General features: G+C 68.3%; 13 protein-coding genes and 1 pseudogene. 5 read left to right on the top strand and 9 right to left on the bottom strand.

Annotated features, from left to right (window positions below; translation table 11 throughout):
• The first annotated feature begins 20 nt into the window (after window positions 1-20).
• A complete protein-coding gene (locus HNR00_RS09275) occupies window positions 21-1,094 on the top strand; it encodes a GAF domain-containing protein (RefSeq protein WP_183568340.1) in 1,074 nt (357 codons plus the stop codon).
• A 34-nt stretch (window positions 1,095-1,128) separates the two neighbouring features.
• Here the strand turns inward: HNR00_RS09275 and HNR00_RS09270 are convergent, their stop codons facing one another.
• Window positions 1,129-1,944 carry a TrmH family RNA methyltransferase gene (locus HNR00_RS09270; protein ID WP_183568337.1) on the bottom strand — a complete coding sequence of 272 codons (816 nt, stop codon included), beginning with the start codon at window positions 1,942-1,944 and terminating at the stop codon, window positions 1,129-1,131.
• A 438-nt stretch (window positions 1,945-2,382) separates the two neighbouring features.
• Here HNR00_RS09270 and HNR00_RS09265 point away from each other — a divergent pair, with 438 nt between their 5' ends.
• A complete protein-coding gene (locus tag HNR00_RS09265) occupies window positions 2,383-2,553 on the top strand; it encodes a hypothetical protein (RefSeq protein WP_183568334.1) in 171 nt (56 codons plus the stop codon).
• Window positions 2,554-2,996: 443 nt separating this feature from the next.
• Window positions 2,997-3,722 (top strand): FkbM family methyltransferase, encoded by a 726-nt coding sequence (locus HNR00_RS09260; protein ID WP_183568331.1) that lies wholly within the window; start codon window positions 2,997-2,999, stop codon window positions 3,720-3,722.
• A gap of 92 nt (window positions 3,723-3,814) precedes the next feature.
• On the opposite strand, the pseudogene HNR00_RS09255 reads toward HNR00_RS09260, so the two are convergent.
• From HNR00_RS09255 to HNR00_RS09235, 5 genes and pseudogenes are all read right to left on the bottom strand, one after another.
• Window positions 3,815-4,108, bottom strand: a pseudogene (locus HNR00_RS09255) (IS701 family transposase); the annotation flags it as partial.
• Window positions 4,109-4,153: 45 nt separating this feature from the next.
• Window positions 4,154-5,257 (bottom strand): two pore domain potassium channel family protein, encoded by a 1,104-nt coding sequence (locus HNR00_RS09250; RefSeq protein ID WP_183568328.1) that lies wholly within the window; start codon window positions 5,255-5,257, stop codon window positions 4,154-4,156.
• A 644-nt stretch (window positions 5,258-5,901) separates the two neighbouring features.
• Entirely contained in the window at window positions 5,902-6,741 is an 840-nt protein-coding gene (locus HNR00_RS09245; RefSeq protein ID WP_183568325.1) for an aldo/keto reductase, read from the bottom strand.
• Between the two features lie 315 nt (window positions 6,742-7,056).
• A complete protein-coding gene (locus HNR00_RS09240; protein WP_183568322.1) occupies window positions 7,057-8,226 on the bottom strand; it encodes a zinc-dependent alcohol dehydrogenase in 1,170 nt (389 codons plus the stop codon).
• 114 nt (window positions 8,227-8,340) lie between these two features.
• Window positions 8,341-9,051: an SRPBCC family protein gene (locus HNR00_RS09235; protein WP_183568318.1), complete on the bottom strand. Its 711-nt coding sequence runs from the start codon at window positions 9,049-9,051 to the stop codon at window positions 8,341-8,343.
• Between the two features lie 592 nt (window positions 9,052-9,643).
• Here HNR00_RS09235 and HNR00_RS09230 point away from each other — a divergent pair.
• Window positions 9,644-12,307 carry an excinuclease ABC subunit UvrA gene (locus HNR00_RS09230; RefSeq protein ID WP_183568315.1) on the top strand — a complete coding sequence of 888 codons (2,664 nt, stop codon included), beginning with the start codon at window positions 9,644-9,646 and terminating at the stop codon, window positions 12,305-12,307.
• Window positions 12,308-12,568: 261 nt separating this feature from the next.
• Window positions 12,569-13,252 carry a type 1 glutamine amidotransferase domain-containing protein gene (locus HNR00_RS09225; RefSeq protein ID WP_183568312.1) on the top strand — a complete coding sequence of 228 codons (684 nt, stop codon included), beginning with the start codon at window positions 12,569-12,571 and terminating at the stop codon, window positions 13,250-13,252.
• Window positions 13,253-13,455: 203 nt separating this feature from the next.
• Here HNR00_RS09225 and HNR00_RS09220 read toward each other — a convergent pair whose 3' ends face one another.
• The 3 genes from HNR00_RS09220 to HNR00_RS09210 all read right to left on the bottom strand — a co-directional run bounded on the left by HNR00_RS09220 (window position 13,456) and on the right by HNR00_RS09210 (window position 15,652).
• Window positions 13,456-14,022, bottom strand: coding sequence for a type 1 glutamine amidotransferase domain-containing protein (locus HNR00_RS09220; protein ID WP_183568309.1), 567 nt, complete (start codon window positions 14,020-14,022; stop codon window positions 13,456-13,458).
• A gap of 60 nt (window positions 14,023-14,082) precedes the next feature.
• A complete protein-coding gene (locus tag HNR00_RS26035) occupies window positions 14,083-14,409 on the bottom strand; it encodes an FmdB family zinc ribbon protein (RefSeq protein WP_183568306.1) in 327 nt (108 codons plus the stop codon).
• Between the two features lie 88 nt (window positions 14,410-14,497).
• A complete protein-coding gene (locus HNR00_RS09210; RefSeq protein WP_183568303.1) occupies window positions 14,498-15,652 on the bottom strand; it encodes a glutathione-independent formaldehyde dehydrogenase in 1,155 nt (384 codons plus the stop codon).
• Window positions 15,653-15,815: the final 163 nt, after the last annotated feature.

Here is a 15,815-nt window from a genome sequence, read left to right as displayed (position 1 = left end):
TTGCGGATGGGGAACGCATCGTGTCGACACTGTCGAGGGACGAGGTGATCGCCGCCATCTACGGTGCGGCGTCCGAGCCCGACGGGTTGAGCCGCATCGCCTATACGCTGCGCACCTATCTCGATGTGGACAGTGCCGGGATCTGGTTCGTGGACCGCGGCGGCATCGTCGACATCATACAGACCGCCGACATCGCCGAGTCGGTCGAGCCCTATCTCCAGTATTACCGGACGCTCGATCCGTGGACCGCCTCCCGCAAGACGCCGGGCCGGGTCTATCTCGGCTCGGACACGGTCGACGAGGCGGGGCTTCTGCGCAGCGAGTTCTACAACGACTTCGCCCGCCATTTCGGCATGGTACGGCCGATGGGGCTGGTGCTCGACCTCGAACCCGGCTCCATCGCCACCCTCGCCCTCAACCGCAGCGAGACCCAGCGTTTCCTAGGCGAGGCCGATCGGGCGGTGCTGCAGGATCTGGCGATCCACCTGAAGGCGGCCCTCAGCCTGCGCGGCCGTATCCAGGCGGAGCGCGAGGTCGGCCTGGCCCGGAGCGCCGCCCTCGACGCCGTGCGCTTCGCCGTCGTGGTCTGCGACGGCGAGGCGCGGGTGCGGACCCTGAACGCGGCGGCGGGCGAACTCGCGGCCTCGGGGCTGATCGGCCTCGGCCCGCGCGGCGGCGGCCTGACGGTCGGCGCCCCGCAGGACGGGCGCACCCTTCAGGCGCTCGTGCGTTCCGCGCTCCAGGGCCAGCCCGGCGCGATGCGGGCCCGTTGCCCCGACGGCACCGGGCTGTCGATCCTGGTCACGCCGACCCGCCACGAGGAGCGCAGCCACGCCCTGGTCTGCCTCACCCGCGACGACACCCCGCCCGGCCTCGATGCCGGGACGCTGGTGCGCCTCTTCGGCGTCAGCCCGGCCCAGGCCGAACTCTGCCTCCTGCTGCTCGCCGGCCGCACCTTCGAGGAGGCGGCAGCCGAGCGCGGCATCGCGACCTCGACGGCCCGCTCCTACTTCGCGCTGATCCTGGCCCGCACCGGGGCGAGGAACCTGCGCGACCTCCTGCGCCTGCTCACCTCGCTGCCGCAGATCCTCTGACCGGGTCCGAGGGGGATCCGGAACGCGGCCGGCCTCAGGCCGGACGGGTCAGGGCGTAGAGGGTGATCGCCGCCGCGTTCGAGACGTTGAGACTGCGGATCGCGCCGACCGCATCGATGCGCACGAGGACATCGCAGCATTCGCGGGTGCGCTGGCGCAGGCCCTTGCCCTCGGCCCCGAGCACCAGCACCGCGGGGCGGCGCGGCCGGACGCCGTCGAGGGACGTGCCGGCATCCGAATCGAGGCCGATCCGGGTGAAGCCGCGCTCGCCCAGTTCGATCAGCGCCTCGGCGAGGTTGCGCACCACGACGAGCGGCACGTGCTCCAGGCCGCCGGAGGCGGATTTCGCCATCACGCCGGTGGCGTTCGGCGAGTGACGCGCCGTCGTCACGATGGCGGTGACGCCGAAGGCCGCGGCGGTGCGCACGATCGCGCCGACATTGTGCGGATCGGTGATCTGGTCGAAGGCCAGGAGCAGCGCATCGTCCGGCATGGCGTCGAGGGCGGGCGCCTCGAGCGGATCGGCCTCGGCATAGAGCCCCTGATGCACGGCGTCGGGTCCGAGCAGGCGGTCGATCGCCCCGGGGCGGACGATCTCGGGCTCGACCGGCAGGCTCGGCAGCACCTCGTTCAGCCGGATCAGGGCGTTCTCGGTCGCGAGCAGGCGGTGGAAGCGGCGCCCGGCATTGGCGAGCGCCTGCGAGACCGGATGCCAGCCGTAGAGCACGACATGGTCCCTCCCCTCTCGCGGCGTATGGCTCGGCGGCCGGGGCGGGCCGGGCCGGCGCGGCCGAAATCCCGACGGCTTCGATCCCGTCGGCTTGGCCGAACCGTCGCGGGGCGGCGTCATGGCAAACGATCTCACAGGGATGGCGGCGGGGGTGAAGCTCTGCTCCGGGACAAAGCTCCGGCTTGCCGCGCCGTCAAGCGATACAGCGATTTTTTCGTTGCAGCGGCGACGACCGAAAGAACGACAAAAAGGCCCCGAGGAAATGACCCAAGGGTTGTGTTGGTTGGCAGTTGCGCGCGGGGAGGCGCCTCTTGCCGGGACGGGTCTTGCCCCCTGCGCGGGCTGGATTTGGCTGATGTCCTCGCAGGATGGGACGGGCCGATCGTGAGCGTCTCAGCCGCGAGGCGTTGATCGAGCTGGTGCTGCGTCTGCAGCGTCCGGACCAGACCTCGGTCGTGTCCCCATGAGCGGTGGAGGAGCGGCCCACCGCAGAGGTGGCCATCGCCGGACTTCGGATAGGGTTCGAGTTGCGAAGCTTGAACCTGACCGGAGACGACGATGACCGACGACAGGATGACCCTGATCGACCTGATCCAGAAGGGGGCGGACGGCGACCTTGTACGCGACCCGCTGGCCAAGCATTACTTTGGCAACTCGATCCGAGGCCACCGTAGACACATCCAGAAGCAGGCCGGGAACAGAATGAGTGCTACGATGGAACCAATTTGAGATCGCACTTGACTCCGACTGAATTTCCTTAAATGTGCATAAATAGGCAGACATGCCTCAATACAAAATAAAGCTATAATATGTTATGAACTGATTGGCGCTTTCAACATCGACTTTGCGCAGCTTTGCAACAATCGCTTCAACCGTATGCTTCTTTCGTCACATGGAAACATCCTCCACATGGCTCGAACCCATATCTCAGGGAGGACCACTATTCAGGGGAAAGGCCAGTTGCAGGGGCGTGTCGCCCCTGGTTCCTTGCCTGGATCAGGATCGAACGTCGGTGGTTCGAAGCCCGGTTATGAGTTCGAGGCATGAATCTGGCCTAGGATTCCGCCATGTTGCTAGGTAACCAGGGGCAGGCTTCGTGGGGTCCGGCTCGCCTTACGCCGCTCCGACGGCCGTCCGCAGCGAGCCGCATCTCGAAAAATAGGGGCGATGCCATGTCGAAACGCAAGGTTATTTATGACTTCGGCTCAAACAACGGAGACGATCTGCCATATTACCTGCTGAAGGCTGATTTCGTCGTGGCCGTAGAGGCAAACCCCGTTCTCACAGATAAAATCAAAGCGCGATTTGCCGGGGAAATTGCCGGTGGCCGGCTTGCCGTCGAGAACTGCGTGCTATCGGACGTGCCAGGCACCGACAAAGTGCCGTTCTATGTTCACAAGAAAAATCATGTTCTCAGTACGTTTCCGCGCCCGAGCGCGGAAACGGTCGATCAGTACCAACAAATCGAGCTTCACCCACGAACACCGTCAAACATTGTTGAGCAACATGGCGATCCCTATTACATAAAAGTCGATATCGAGCACTTCGATGCCCAGATCCTGCGCGAGCTGTTCGCTGCCTCGGTGAAGCCGCCTTACATCTCCGCCGAGATACATCATGCTGAAGTTTTCGGCATCCTCGTTGCCGAGCCTGCATACCAGTCGTTCAAGCTGGTCGATGGGCGTTCGGTCAATGTGAAATACGCGAACCATACGATCGAGACCTTGAGCGGTCCCGCCACCTACCCCTTCCCGTTCCACTCCGCCGGCCCGTTCGGTGACGACATCGAAGGCCCTTGGCTCAACGCCGACGACATGTTCCGCGCCCTATGCAAATCCGGGCTGGGCTGGAAGGACATCCACGCCCGCCGGGACGATACGCCCCTCATATCGACTTGACCTGACCGGCCGGCTTTGGACCGGGCTGATTGAGTGGATCAGCCGGGACTGAAACAGTCGGACATGCGGCAAGGCCAGGCCTGCGGGTCAGGATCCAAGGCGTAGGCCCGCACCACATCGCGCAAAGCATCGGCATCCCAGCGCCCGCGACCGAGCACGGCCTGCTGACGCCAGGGGCCGGGATCCCCCGCAGCTTCGGCCCGCATCCAGCCGGTCTTGCGCCGCTCCGGGCCGAGCAGCCCATCCAGGAACGCCCCGGCCGAGGCGGCAACCCGCTCCTGCGTGGACAGGGGCCGCATACGACCCTTCACCTCACGCAGGGACGAGGCCCACAGTTCCAGTGTCGTCTCGATCGACGTCGTCGACATCCATGATGCGCAAATCATGGTGCCGCAGCGAGTCAGAACCTCAACAAAAACGCAACTGTAATGCTAAGAAACCGCCAGTCCGTGCGCTTCGATGTCTTCTCTTCGATAGGCCATGGCGGGGGCGAGCCGGGCAATGTGCGGCCACCACTGCGCGCGCAGGTCGATGTAGGCCTGCGCTGCCGCCTCCTCGCGGGCGACTGCGATGCCCGCCTCGGCAAGTCGGGACACGGCCGCCTCCCAATGGGCGTGCCAGCACTGCCGCTCATCCGGATTCACGGTCTTCGCGAGCGGCGGATCCCCCGGCAGGAAGGTCGTTTCGAGAGTGACGACCAGCATCTGGGCCACGCGCCAGAGCGACTCGACCGCCGCAGATTCCTGCAACCATACCGTATCCTTGCCCGCGAGCGTGCTGCGGATCAGCGATACGGTGTCGAGAGCGAGGTGGGCCTGCGCCGAGACCGAATAGTAGGATTCCTGAAAACGGAAATAGAACAGCACCGGGTAGAAGTGGTGGGTTTCCTTCATCTCGGCCATCGCATCGCCGAGCGAGGTGAGGTGACTGTGGCCTGCGCTGAACTGCCCGCCGGGGCCGAGCCGGGCCAGCAACTCGCCCGCGTCGGAGGTTTCCGCCGAGAGGATGCGGAGCCGAAGGCCGAGCGTGTTGCGCTGTCGCAGGGCGCCGTAGACCTGCATGACGTAGGTCAGGACCAACGAGGTTACCGACATCCCGATCAGCGAATTCGCCAGGTAGACGAGCCGATAGGCATCGGTCGTAGGCTTGAAATCGCTGGCCCCGACGATCGCCATGCTGCTGCCTCCGGCATAGAGCGCGGTCACGAGATCCGTGGGGGTTGGGCCGTTGCCCGCCTGCACGCCCGTCCCGAGACCGGGATGGATGATGAGCCCGGCGCCGAGCGTCAGGGCGAGGGCCCAGAGCAGGACGAAGAGGAGGAGGATGACCGGTCCGCAGAACGACAGGACCGCCCCGCGGTGCGTCCCGGCCGCCTCCGCAGCGCGGTGGAAGGCCAGCCAGGCGAGATGCGCCGCCCGCCCGGCGATCAGACCGGTCCCGATGCGGGCGTAGAGAACGGTGATGAAGACGTCGAGGAGGACGACCCCCATCACGAGGGCGCCCAACGCGCGTTCGAGGACGGATACCGTGATCATCCTGTCCAAGCCTCCGTGCACCGCGAGGAGCCCGCCGACCGCGAACCGGCCGTCGCCGCCCCGGCTCCTGAGATTCGTCCGGAGGGCAGCCCTTGTCGGGATGAGCCCGGCGTCCGAGCCTCCGGGCTCGGCCCCGGTGCCGCCGGGAGCCGCCGACGGGGCTCGTTGTCCAGTCGATAGTGCTTCTCGACGGCCTTCCAGAACGAGCGCTTCAACTCCGGACACCGCCGGTCGAGGACCGCTTCGATCGCCGCAGCGGCTTCGCGCGCGCAGGCATCGCCGTCCGTCTCCGCGATCCGATCGATCTTGGCAGCCCCCAGGACCCGCCGCCGGATGGGCGGCAAGGCGATGTCTCGTTCTTCCTCGCGCGATCGACGCCACCGTGGGCGTTTGGGGCCGAGGAGGCCTCGTCCACTGCGGACGAGGAGCAGCGTCAGGACTACGTCCAGGACGATTGCCAGCATCAGTACCGACCCGAAGACCCGAACTTGAGGATGCATCGCGATGCGCTCCTTGTCGCCGCACTGAAATCCTGGCGAGCGAGACGTCCTCACGAGCGTCGTCCTTCGGACCAGGGCGGGCAGCCCGATGGCCAGGACGGGCCACGCATGAGCGCCTGCTCCCGTCCAACGGTCATCGCGGGCCTACAGCATGGGAAGCCGGCGCGGCCGTTTCCCCAGCGGGAAGGCCGCGTCGAGCCGGGCGAGCTCGGCGTCCGTCAACGAGAGCGCGCCGGCGCCCGCATTGTCGGCGGCGTGCTCGGGGCTGGACGCCTTGGGGATCGCGAAGACGGACGGCCGCCGCACCAGGAACCGGAGCGCGACTTGGCGCGCGGTCGCGCCGTGGTTGGCTGCGATACTCTTCAACAGGCGGCCGCCCGGCGTGCCTGGGTCGGGGAAGGTGTCGTGACCGAAGGGGCTGTAGGCGACCACGGCGACGCCGTGCGCTTCGCACCAGGGCTGCACGGCGTGCTCGATCGCGCGCTCCTCCAGATGGTATAGGACTTGATTGCAGGCGATCCGGCCCTTGCCACCGGCTTTCCATGCGGCCTCGAGGTCGGGCACGTCGAAGTTGCTCACCCCCCAGGACAGGATCTTGCCCTGATCGCGGAGTCGCTCGAAGGCCGCGAAGGTGTCCTCGAGCGGGTGCGGACCAGGCCAGTGCAGGAGATAGCAGTCCAGCCTGTCGGTGCGCAGGCGTGCGAGCGAGCGCTCGCAGGCCGCCACGGTCCCGGCCCGCGAAGCGTTGCCCGGAAGGACCTTGGAGACGAGGAACACCGCGTCGCGTCGGCCAGCGATCGCCTCGCCGACCACGATTTCGGCGTCGCCGTACATCTCGGCGGTGTCGAAGTGGCTCATGCCGAGGTCGAGACCGCGGCGTAGCGCAGCGACGGCGGTAGGCCGGTGCGCGTCGTCGATGTACCAAGTCCCCTGACCGATCACCGCAACGTCGCGCGGCACGGGACCGAACGGGCGCCGCTCCATGCTTTTCCCTCCTGTGAACAAGGCGCCGACCCCGCGGCGCCGGCAGGCCTCGAAGGCTCGATCCGAGAGCATCGTGCCGGATAGCGGATCCGGCACGATGCTCTGAATTCGTGTGCCGCATCGGCTTTTTCCGAAAGCCGGTTCCCACCTTCCGAGCCGATGCCCATCCCATTCCCCGTGATGTCGGCGACGGGAGCGGGCGCGTCTCCGCGCCAGCGCGGACATTCGAGAAAATTCGTCCGTCCGCTGCGACCGTTACCCCGTGACCCATTGCTCGAAGCTCGCCACAAACGGATTTGAGCCGAGTTGCCCATCCTACGGCGCGAACACCGCGCGTACGCAGCCGTCAGTCTTGTGCTTGAACATGTCGTAGCCGCGCGGTCCGTCCTCGAGCGAGAAGCGGTGGGTGGCGAGGTAGGCCGGGTTGAGTTCGCCCCTCTCGGCGTGCGCCAGCAGCCGGTCCATGTAGGCCTGCCCGTGCTGCTGGGCGGTCCGCACGGTCAGGCCCTTGTTCATGATGACGCCCATCGGGAACTTGTCGATCAGCCCGTAGACGCCGAGCACCGACAGCGTGCCGCCCTTGCGGCAGGCCATCACGGCCTCGCGCAAGGCCTGGCCTCGGTCCGTCTCCAGACGCAGCGCCTGCTTCACGCGGTCGTAGGCGTATGGCGATCCGGTCCCATGCGCCTCCATCCCGACGGCGTCGATGCAGGCATCCGGCCCGCGCCCGCCCGTCATCTCCTTCAACGCCTCCAGGACGCTGTGCACGTGCGTGTAGTCGATCGTTTCGGACCCGGCGTGCTCGCGTGCCATCCGCAGCCGCTCGGGAAAGCGGTCGATCGCGATCACCCGCTCGGCGCCCATCAGCCGCGCACTCTGCTGGGCCATCAGGCCGACGCCGCCGCAGCCCCAGACCGCGACCGTATCGCCCGGCCGGATGCCGCAGAAATCGGCGCCCATGTAGCCCGTCGGTGCGGCATCGGAGAGAAACAGGGCCGTCTCGTCCGCGACGCCGTTGGGCACCTTGAAGCAGTCCACGTCGGCATGCGGCACGCGGATATACTCGGCGTGAGATCCCGCATATCCCCCGAAGGCATGCGTGTAACCATAGATGCCGGCGGTCGGGTATCCGAGCAGCGGCTCCTGCAGTTCCGGCTTCGGGTGCGTGCAGTCGCAGAGCGAAAACAGCTTTTCCCGGCAATACCAGCATTCCCCGCAGGCGATGAACGAGGGGACGACGACCCGATCGCCTTTCTTCACCTGTTTCACCTCCGGGCCGACCTCGACGACTTCGCCCATGAACTCGTGACCGATCACGTCGCCGGCCTTCATGGTCGGAATGTAGCCGTCGATGAAGTGCAGGTCCGAGCCGCAGGTGGTCGACAACCTGACCTTCAGGATGGCGTCGCGGGGATTGACGATCTCGGGATCCTTGACGGTTCCGACGCGCAGGTCGTTGACGCCGTTCCAGTAGAGCGCGCGCATGGGCCATGCTCCTCAGAGCGCATTCCGACGAAGTGGACACCGGTTCGTCGAAAGAATGCGCGACACAACAAAGACCGAGAGTTGCGTCCCGACCCAACGTGGTCGGGCGCAGCTCTAGTGGGAGTCGCGCCGGGCGGCCGGCTGGCGATCGGTGGTGGGGATCTCGCCGGTCAGGACAAGGCTCTTGAAAGCGTGCAGGGCTTTCGACGCGATTTCTTTCGGCACGACGCCCTTGAAGAGGCGCGCCGCCACGTCGCCGAGCATGCCTCCGGGCGGATCGAAGCGGACGCGCAACGTGGCGACCGTGCCGCGATCGCCCGGAGCGGGGCGGAAGCGGACGTCGCATTCGGTGACCAGGGCGCCGCCGCCCTCCGCGCTCGCGCGGATCCGTTCGCCGGGCCGCTCCTCGGTGATCTGCTGCATGCTCCAGGCATGGCTCCGGCCGAGCGGGCCTTCGGCGCGCCACTCGCTCCGTCCGTCTCCCGTCGGGCGAATCTCGGCCAGGAACGCCATGATGCGCGGGAGGGTCGCCGGATCGCGCCAAGCCCGAGAGAGTTCGTCGGCGGGACGCTCGATCGTGATGGAATATTCGACCTCGGGCTCCTCGCTTCTGCCGTTTGCAGCGTCGGCCTTTCGCGCGCGCCCTCGATGCGCCGGATCGAGCCGCTGGGCGCCGAGGACGGCAAGTGCCGCCACGCCAGCGGCACCGGCCAGCGCCCATCCGACTCCGCCGAAGCCGGGCCCGGCGTGCTCATGCGAGCCGGCCGAACTGCGATGAGGCCCCGTTCGGTCGCGTGTTCCGCCATAGCAGTGTCGATCGGCCATGGGTCACCCCCTTGGTCAGAGTGCTGCGACGGGCGGGCTCGCATGATGATGATGCGGAGCGACCGGCTCCGAACAGACCCACCGTTTCCTGACATGGTCGCGATGGGCAAACGTCGGCTGGAGCCCCCTGGTTGATAGGGGGTGTCCCTAAGGATGGTCTCGCCGGCTGCGCCAGCCGGCGAGCTTTCGGCGATCCGCCGAATGCATCCCGCCGATTTCTCACTTTGCGCGACGATGGCGCGGGCTTCGCGTTCTCCCGGGGATGGCCGTGGCGCTGCCGGCGACGATCGGGGCGGCTCCCGCAACAACGACGCGAGCGCTTGCCCCTCCGGCATCTCACTTAGGATGCATCCCGCTACCCTGGCCGGCCAGCCGACACCATCTGCTGGCGCTGTTCACGCGCGCGGGCAGGAGGCTCTGAGAGCGGTGCGGATCCGAGTCTCCTTCGCGCGATTGACGCCCCGCATGACTTCGTCCGGGGAAGCGATTCTCCGATGAGCGTGCGGTGGGTCGTATCCGTGCGCCTGTACCCCCAGCCGGGGTGGCGAAATCCGGTGTCCCTCGGGAGAGGACGCAGCAAGGGGAAGGTTTGATGGACCAGCCGAAGCCCAGAGAACCGGTCAGGATCGCTCGATCCGGCGCGGGACGGCCGGGCTACGTCACGGTGAGGGGCGCCAGGGAGCACAACCTGCGCGACGTCGATGTGGAGCTGCCGCGCGACGCCCTCGTGGTGTTCACCGGCGTGTCCGGCTCGGGCAAGTCCTCGCTGGCCTTCGGCACCCTCTACGCCGAGGCGCAGCGCCGCTACTTCGAGTCGGTCGCGCCCTACGCGCGGCGGATGATCGATCAGGTCGGCGTGCCCGATGTCGACGCGATCGAAGGGCTTCCTCCGGCCGTCGCCCTTCAGCAGCAGCGCGGCACGCCGAGCGCCCGCTCCTCCGTCGGCAGCGTCACCACCCTGTCGAGCCTCGTGCGGATGATGTACTCGCGCGCCGGCACCTACCCGCCGGGCCAGCCGATGCTCTACGCGGAGGACTTCTCGCCCAACACGCCCCAGGGTGCCTGCCCGTCCTGCGGCGGGCTCGGGCGGGTCTACCGGGCCACCGAAGCCTCGATGGTGCCCGATCCGTCGCTGACGATCCGCGAGCGGGCGGTCGCGGCCTGGCCGCAGGCCTGGGGCGGGCAGAACCTGCGCGACATCCTGGTCAGCCGGGGCGTCGATGTCGACACGCCCTGGAAGGACCTGCCGCGGGCGCTGCGGGACTGGATCCTGTTCACCGACGAGCAGCCGCAGGAGCCGGTCTATGCCGGGCTCAGCCCGGAACAGACGCAGGCCGCCCGCCGACGGCGGCTGGAGCCGAGCTACATGGGCACCTTCACGAGCGCCCGCCGCCACGTGCTCGGCACCTTCACCAACTCGCAGAGCGCCCTCATGCGCCGCCGCGCCGCGCGCTACCTCGTGAGCGAGGATTGCCCGGCCTGCCACGGCAAGCGCCTGAAGCCCGAGGCGCTCTCGGTCACCTTCGCCGGCTACGACATCGGCGAGCTGTCGCGCATGACGCTGTCCGACCTGGCGGAGGCGATGCGCCCGGCGGCCGAGGACCGGCTGCCCGACGAGGACACGATCCCGGCGACGCTCGACCGCGATGCGGGCCGGCAGGACCGCGCCCGGCGCGCCGCCGCGGGCGCCTCGGCCCATGCGGGCGCGCCGGACGTGCGGGTGACGCCCAACCTCTCGATCGAGAAGCGACTCGCCGCCCAGCGGCTGGCCGCCGACCTGATCGACCGGATCGGGACGCTGACGGAACTCGGCCTCGGCTACCTGTCGCTCGACCGGGTCACCACCACCCTGTCCTCGGGCGAGCTGCAGCGCCTGCGGCTGGCCACGCAACTGCGCTCGCAGCTCTTCGGCGTCGCCTACGTGCTGGACGAGCCGACCGCCGGGCTGCATCCGGCCGACGGCGACGCGATGCACGAGGCGCTGGCCGGGCTGCTCGCCGCGGGCAACTCGCTGTTCGTGGTCGAGCACGACATCGGCACGATGCGCCGGGCCGACTGGCTCGTCGATGTCGGCCCGGCCGCGGGCGAGCATGGCGGCACCGTGCTCTACAGCGGCCCGCCCGAAGGCCTGCGCGACATTGAGGCCTCGCGCACGCGAAAACACCTGTTCGGGCTCGCCGAGCCGCACCGGCGCCCGCGGCGCGCGCCCACGGGCTGGCTGCGCCTGGAAGGCATCGTCCGCAACAACCTGAACGGGGTCTCGGCCGCGTTCCCGCTCGGATGCCTCACCGCCGTGACCGGCATCTCGGGCTCCGGCAAGTCGAGCCTCGTGTCCCAAGCCCTGCTCGAACTCGTCGGCGACCGCCTCGGGCGGGCGGTCGAGACCGACGACGAGCCGGAAGACCCGCTCGACGAGGCGCCCGGTCCGACCGAGGGGCGCATCGTCGGCGGCATGGAGGCGGTCCGGCGCCTCGTGAAGGTCGATCAGAAGCCGATCGGGCGCACGCCGCGCTCGAACCTCGCAACCTATACCGGCCTGTTCGACGCCGTCCGCAAGCTGTTCGCCGCCACCCCCGAGGCGCGGCGGCGCCGCTACGACGCCGGCCGCTTCTCCTTCAACGTCGCCAAGGGCCGCTGCCCGGCCTGCGAGGGCGAGGGGTTCGTCAGCGTCGAACTGCTGTTCATGCCGAGCGTCTACGCCCCCTGCCCGACCTGCCACGGCACGCGCTATGCGCCGGAGACGCTGGAGGTGACGTGGAACGGGCTCTCCATCGCGGACGTCCTCGGGCTCACCGTCGAGCGCGCCTGCGCGGCCTTCGCGGACGAGCCCTCGGTGCTGCGCCCGCTCGCCGTGCTGCGCGATCTCGGCCTCGGCTACCTGCGCCTGGGCCAGCCCGCGACCGAACTCTCCGGCGGCGAGGCCCAGCGCATCAAGCTCGCGACCGAGCTGCAGCGGGGCCAGCGCGGCGGCACGCTCTACGTCCTCGACGAGCCGACGACCGGGCTTCACCCGACCGACGTGGACCGCCTGATGCTCCAGCTCGACGGTCTGGTCGATGCCGGCAACACGGTCGTCGTGGTCGAACACGACATGCGCGTCATGGCCGGTGCCGACCACGTCATCGATGTCGGGCCCGGCGCCGGAAACCGCGGCGGCACCATCGTGGCGGCCGGACGGCCCGAGCGGGTGGCGGAAGCCAAGGCGAGCCGCACGGCGCCGTATTTGAGGGAGGCGCTCGATGCCGACCCGGAATAGGGCGCGTTACCCTAGCATTGCGGGTGACCTCTTGTCGATTTCGTGCGGCACCACTTCGAGCGTCAACTCCAAAGCCGGGAGCGGACGCTGCGCGGGCTGCCAGCCTCGCTTCCCCGCTCCGAGGGTGGCAGCGCAGAACCGAAACCAACCGAGTGCACGAGACAACCGCCGAGCGTTCCACCGAAGGGATGGCCGCCCGCCGCGCCCGACCCGCTCGCAAGCGGACGAACGACAGATCCAGGCTGACCCAGGAGAATGACGATGAAGTTGCTGATGGTGCTGACCTCGCATGACCGGCTCGGTGACACCGGCCGCAAGACCGGCTTCTGGCTGGAGGAGTTGGCCGCACCCTACTACGTGTTCAAGGATGCCGGTGCGGAGGTGGTCCTTGCCTCGCCGAAGGGGGGGCGACCGCCGCTCGATCCCAAGAGCAGCGAGCCGGACTTTCAGACCGACCTGACCCGACGCTTCGAGGCGGACGGCGAAGCCGACGCCGCCCTGTCGAACACGGTCCGGCTGGACGGCGTCACCCACGAGGGCTTCGATGCGGTGTTCTATCCCGGCGGACACGGTCCGCTCTGGGATCTGGCCGAGGACCCCGCCTCGATCCGGCTGATCGAGACGACGCTCCGGGCCGGCAAGCCTGTCGCCCTCGTCTGCCACGCCCCCGGCGTGCTGCGTCACGCCGAGGCCCCCGACGGCAAGCCGCTCGTCGCGGGCAAGGCCGTCACCGGCTTCACGAACACCGAGGAGGAAGCCGTGGGCCTGACCGCGATCGTCCCCTTCCTCGTCGAGGACGAGCTCAAGCGGAAGGGGGGCGTGTTCTCCAAGGCCGGCGACTGGGCGCCGTACGTGGTCGGGGACGGCTTGCTTATCACCGGCCAGAACCCGGCCTCGTCCGGTCCGACGGCCGAGCGCCTGAAAGCGTATCTCGACAATCGATGACCGGATGGGGCGCACGCCTTCTTGGCTGGTTTCGGAGCCTCTCGACGCGGACGTCGAGGGGCCGAACGCTCCAGCTCGATCCCTCCGGCACGCGTAAGAGCATCCTCGACGTCGGACGCCTTTCGCCGAGGTCGAGCGCTCGATCGATTCGATGATGATCCAAATCGACCCGTCGTCGAGCGATCGAGCGCGGTCGTCTCGGCTCACGCGGGCCGAACGCCCCCGCATGCGCCTGAAAACAGCGTGGTCACCGCCCGATTGAACGCCGGTATATCGTCGGGCATGCGGCTGGTGACCAAGTTCAGGTCCACGACCACCTGTTCATCCACCCAATCGGCCCCCGCGTTCTCGAGATCGGTTCGGAGCGACGGCCAGGAGGTCAGGCGGCGCCCGCGCGCGGCGCCCGCCTCGATGATGGTCCAGGGACCGTGACAGATCGAGGCCACGGGCTTGCTCGCGTCGAAGAAGCCCTTCGCGAACGCGACGGCTGCAGGGATCGTTCGAAGCGTGTCGGGGTTGATCACGCCGCCGGGCAGCAGCAGCGCGTCGTATTCATCGGGGCGAGCCTCGTTCAGCAACCTGTCCACCCGGAATTGGTCGCCCCATTCCGTGAAGTTCCAGGCTCTCACCGCGCCGTCCTTCGGCGACACGATCTGCGTCTCGGCACCGGCCAGATCGAGCGCCTTGCGCGGCTCGGTCATCTCGACCTGCTCGAAACCGTCGGTGATCAGGATTGCGACCGTCAGGCCGTTGAGGGTGTCGGAAGCCATGATCGTTCCTCGGGAAGACTGGGGTTGCGCGCGATGCGGGGCACCCGCGTGCGGGCGCCGTCACGGACCGCCGCGCCGGATCGGTCCGTGTGCCGTGAAGACCCGTCCGCCCGCGGACAGGGCGCCCGGGAGCGGCAAGCGGCGCACGCAACAGCCGCAGCCCGCGGGGTGGGCCGACGAAGCCCGGGGCGCGGGATTCGCACGCGGCTCTGTCGCCGCGCAGGCGATGCGGCCTGCGTTGCCGCGGACGAGGGCCGGCGCGCTCAGAACCGTCCGCGAGGCCCCGACGCCGCATTCCGGGCAGGCACAGGGGTCGCGGAAACGCGCCATGGGCCGCATGGCCGTGAACGGGCCGCACGCGTCGCACGCGTAGTCGTAGATCGGCATGGCATCCTCGCGTGCGCGCCCGTCCGGCGCGATGGCGGATGGGACGGGCGAACGGATGCCCGCCCGGCCGGCAAGTCGACCTGGCCGATCAGGCGGCCGGCTTGAGGATCACCTTCGTCCAGCCATCGTCGCGCGCGTCGAAGTGCCGGTAGGCCTTCGGCGCCTCTCCCAGCGGCAACTCGTGGGAGACGATGAAGGACGGCTTCGCGCGGCCGGTCGAGATGAGGTCGCGCAGTTGCCGGTTATAGGCTTTCACGTTGCATTGGCCGACGCCGATCGTCTGCCCCTTGAACCAGAAGAGGCCGTGGTCGAACACGATCTCGCCCTCCTTGTAGAGCGGATCCTGCGGGGCCGGATCCTGGGGCGTGAAAACGCCGACCACGCCGATGCCGCCGGTGAATTTCACCGAGCTGACCAAGTCGTTCATGGTCATGTTGGGATGCTCGTGACCTTGCGGATCGTGGGCTTGGTAGCCGACGCACTCGCAGCCACGGTCGGCCCCGACGCCGTTCGTCAAGGCCAGCACTTGGTCCACCGGGGAGCCCTTCGAATCGTCGATGGGCACGGCCCCGATCGAATCCGCGAGGCGCAGGCGGTCGGGATGTCGATCGACCACCATCACCATGCAGGCGCCCTTGATCATCGCCGAGAGGGCCGCCATCAGGCCGACCGGGCCGGCCCCGTAGATGACGATCGACTCGCCGGGACGGAGTCCTGCGAGTTCGGTGGCGTGCCAGCCGGTCGGGAAAATGTCGGCCAGCATCACGTAGTCGTTCTGCCGTTCCTCCGCGTCCGGCGGCAGCTTCAGGCAATTGTAGTCGCCGTAGGGGACACGCAGCAGGTCGGCCTGGCCGCCCCGATACGGCCCCATGTCGGCGAAGCCGTACGCGGCGCCGGCCATGTTCGGCAGGACGCTGCGATCGGCCGTGGTCAGGCAGTACGCGCTCAAGCCGCGCTCGCAGTTCTTGCAGAAACCGCAGCCGATGTTGAAGGGGATGGCGACCCAGTCCCCGACCTTCACCCGATCGACGGCGCTGCCCACCTCGGTCACCTGGCCGAGATTCTCGTGCCCGAAGACGCCGCCGCGCGGGAAGTCGGTCCGGCCCTCGTACATGTGCAGGTCGGAGCCGCAGATGTTGGTGCTCGTGATCCGCACCAGCACGTCGGTCGGCCGCTCGGTCCGCGCATCGGGCACGTTCTGCACTGCCACATCGCGCGGACCATTGTAGACGACTGCTCGCATCGCGCTCTCCTGACCTGAAGTCGTTTGCCAGGCCAAAGGAGTACACGCTGCCGGCCATCGCACTATCCGGTCGATGCCTACGGTCTTCTCCGTAGCGCGATGGGAACTTCTTTCAGGGACGCATTCGGCCGGAACTGGCCGAGGCGATCGGGATCGAGGAAGG

The organism is Methylorubrum rhodinum (assembly GCF_014199935.1).
Taxonomy (GTDB): domain Bacteria; phylum Pseudomonadota; class Alphaproteobacteria; order Rhizobiales; family Beijerinckiaceae; genus Methylobacterium; species Methylobacterium rhodinum.
Note: the sequence above shows the minus strand (reverse complement) of the source record. Positions and strands in the feature narration are given on the sequence as shown.

What these genes read in the sequence shown, in the direction of transcription:
- HNR00_RS09270 (WP_183568337.1), bottom strand. Translation starts at nt 1,944, where the DNA reads ATGACGCCGCCCCGCGACGGTTCGGCCAAGCCGACGGGATCGAAGCCG.
- HNR00_RS09265 (WP_183568334.1), top strand. Translation starts at nt 2,383, where the DNA reads ATGACCGACGACAGGATGACCCTGATCGACCTGATCCAGAAGGGGGCG.
- HNR00_RS09260 (WP_183568331.1), top strand. Translation starts at nt 2,997, where the DNA reads ATGTCGAAACGCAAGGTTATTTATGACTTCGGCTCAAACAACGGAGAC.
- HNR00_RS09250 (WP_183568328.1), bottom strand. Translation starts at nt 5,257, where the DNA reads ATGATCACGGTATCCGTCCTCGAACGCGCGTTGGGCGCCCTCGTGATG.
- HNR00_RS09245 (WP_183568325.1), bottom strand. Translation starts at nt 6,741, where the DNA reads ATGGAGCGGCGCCCGTTCGGTCCCGTGCCGCGCGACGTTGCGGTGATC.
- HNR00_RS09240 (WP_183568322.1), bottom strand. Translation starts at nt 8,226, where the DNA reads ATGCGCGCGCTCTACTGGAACGGCGTCAACGACCTGCGCGTCGGAACC.
- HNR00_RS09235 (WP_183568318.1), bottom strand. Translation starts at nt 9,051, where the DNA reads ATGGCCGATCGACACTGCTATGGCGGAACACGCGACCGAACGGGGCCT.
- HNR00_RS09230 (WP_183568315.1), top strand. Translation starts at nt 9,644, where the DNA reads ATGGACCAGCCGAAGCCCAGAGAACCGGTCAGGATCGCTCGATCCGGC.
- HNR00_RS09225 (WP_183568312.1), top strand. Translation starts at nt 12,569, where the DNA reads ATGAAGTTGCTGATGGTGCTGACCTCGCATGACCGGCTCGGTGACACC.
- HNR00_RS09220 (WP_183568309.1), bottom strand. Translation starts at nt 14,022, where the DNA reads ATGGCTTCCGACACCCTCAACGGCCTGACGGTCGCAATCCTGATCACC.
- HNR00_RS26035 (WP_183568306.1), bottom strand. Translation starts at nt 14,409, where the DNA reads ATGCCGATCTACGACTACGCGTGCGACGCGTGCGGCCCGTTCACGGCC.
- HNR00_RS09210 (WP_183568303.1), bottom strand. Translation starts at nt 15,652, where the DNA reads ATGCGAGCAGTCGTCTACAATGGTCCGCGCGATGTGGCAGTGCAGAAC.